This window comes from Streptomyces sp. UNOC14_S4 (assembly GCF_020740835.1).
Taxonomy (GTDB): domain Bacteria; phylum Actinomycetota; class Actinomycetes; order Streptomycetales; family Streptomycetaceae; genus Streptomyces.
This window is the reverse complement of sequence record NZ_JAINFC010000882.1, coordinates 1-1,614: the sequence shown is the minus strand read 5'-3', so window position 1 is coordinate 1,614 and position 1,614 is coordinate 1. Positions and strand designations below refer to the sequence as shown.

The window sequence follows — 1,614 nt, the reverse complement described above, 5'->3', positions numbered from 1 at the left end:
CCCCGGCGCAGCGCGACCCGTTCTTCGACAACGCGAAGTATCTGGCGATCGTGCTGGTCGCCCTGGGGCACGCGTGGGAGCCGCTCACGCACGGCGGACGCGCCGCGACGGCGCTCTATCTGACCGTGTACGCGTTCCACATGCCCGCGTTCATCGTGATCTCCGGCTACTTCTCGCGGGGCTTCGACATGAGCCCCGCGAAGGTCAAGCGGCTGGTCACGGGGGTCCTCGTGCCGTACCTGATCTTCCAGGTGGCGTATGTGTACTTCCAGCACTGGGCGGAGGACGACGCCCCGCCGGAGCCGCTGTCGCTGCTGAACCCCTGGTACCTCAACTGGTTCCTGGCCGCGCTCTTCCTCTGGCGGCTGACCACGCCGATCTGGAAGCTGATCCGGTGGCCCGTCCCCGTGGCGTTCGCGATCGCGGTCGTGGCCGCGCTGACGCCGGGCATCGGGGTCGACTTCGATCTCCAGCGCGTGCTGCAGTTCCTGCCGTTCTTCGTGCTGGGCCTGCACATGAAGGCGGAGCACTTCCACGCGGTGCGGAAGCGCTGGGTACGGATCGCGGCGGTGCCGGTGTTCGCGGGCGCGATCGCGTTCGCGTACTGGGTGGCGCCCCGGATGGACGAGTCGTGGCTCTACCACAACTCGGCCGTCCAGGACCTGCACGCGCCGCTGTGGTCGGCGCCGGTGATGACGCTGGCGATGTCCGGCTGCGCCGCCGTGCTCACCGCCTGCTTCTTCGCCTGGGTCCCGCGCCGCGCGGTGTGGTTCACGACACTGGGCGCGGGGACCCTGTACGGCTTTCTGCTGCACGGCTTCCTGATCAAGCTCTCCCGGTGGCAGGAGTGGTACGACGCGTACGGCTGGATCCGTGAGCCGGTGGGCCAGGTCGTGGTGACGGTGATCGCGGCCGCGGTGATGACGGCGCTGTGCACGGCGCCGGTACGGCGGGTCTTCCGCTTCGTGGTGGAGCCGCGGATGGAGTGGGCGTTCCGCAAGCGGTAGGCCCTACGCCTCCGGCAGTCCGAGGAGGCCGCGCATGTGGGCGTACTTCCGGCGGAGCCGTTCGCGGGTGGCGGGGTCGAGGGCGGCGGCCCGCTCCGGGTCGCTGTTGTGCGCGAGGTCCGCGGCCTTGACCAGCAGCGCGCCGGGGGTGGCCAGGACGCGGGCCGCGTATGCCTCGGGCGGCTCGCCCGCGCGCTTGGTCAGCGCCAGGATGATGTCTTTGGTCCGCCGCGAGAGATCGGCTTCTTCCAGCCATTCGCGAGTGACGGCACCGTCCTCGACGGCGTCGTGCAGCCACGCGGCGGCGATCTGGTGATCGTCGCCGCCGTGCGTGGTGACGTGCGCCGCTACGGCGGCGAGGTGTTCTGTGTAGGGGCGCCCGGCTTTGTCTGTTTGGGTGGCGTGGGCGTGCCGGGCGAATTCCTCGACGGTGGTGAGGGGGATGGGCATGTCGTGCGGCTCCTGTGCTTGTCGGTGCGCCTACCGGGGTGGGTGGTGAGCTTGGTGCGCGACTGCGGGCCGGTGGGGGCTTGTCGCGCAGTTCCCCGCGCCCCTGAAAGACCCCCTGCGGGGGTCCAGGGGCGCAGCCCTGGTCGGGGTCGAGGGC

At 70.6% G+C, this 1,614-nt stretch carries 2 protein-coding genes; one reads left to right on the top strand and one right to left on the bottom strand.

What is annotated here, in order from left to right:
- On the top strand, positions 1-1,007 hold a 1,007-nt coding region (locus K6I34_RS36710), incomplete at its 5' end, for an acyltransferase family protein (RefSeq protein ID WP_229332351.1).
- Between the two features lie 3 nt (positions 1,008-1,010).
- Here the strand turns inward: K6I34_RS36710 and K6I34_RS36705 are convergent.
- On the bottom strand, positions 1,011-1,457 hold the full coding sequence (locus K6I34_RS36705) for an HD domain-containing protein (protein ID WP_229332350.1): 447 nt from the start codon (positions 1,455-1,457) through the stop codon (positions 1,011-1,013).
- Positions 1,458-1,614 lie beyond the last annotated feature (157 nt).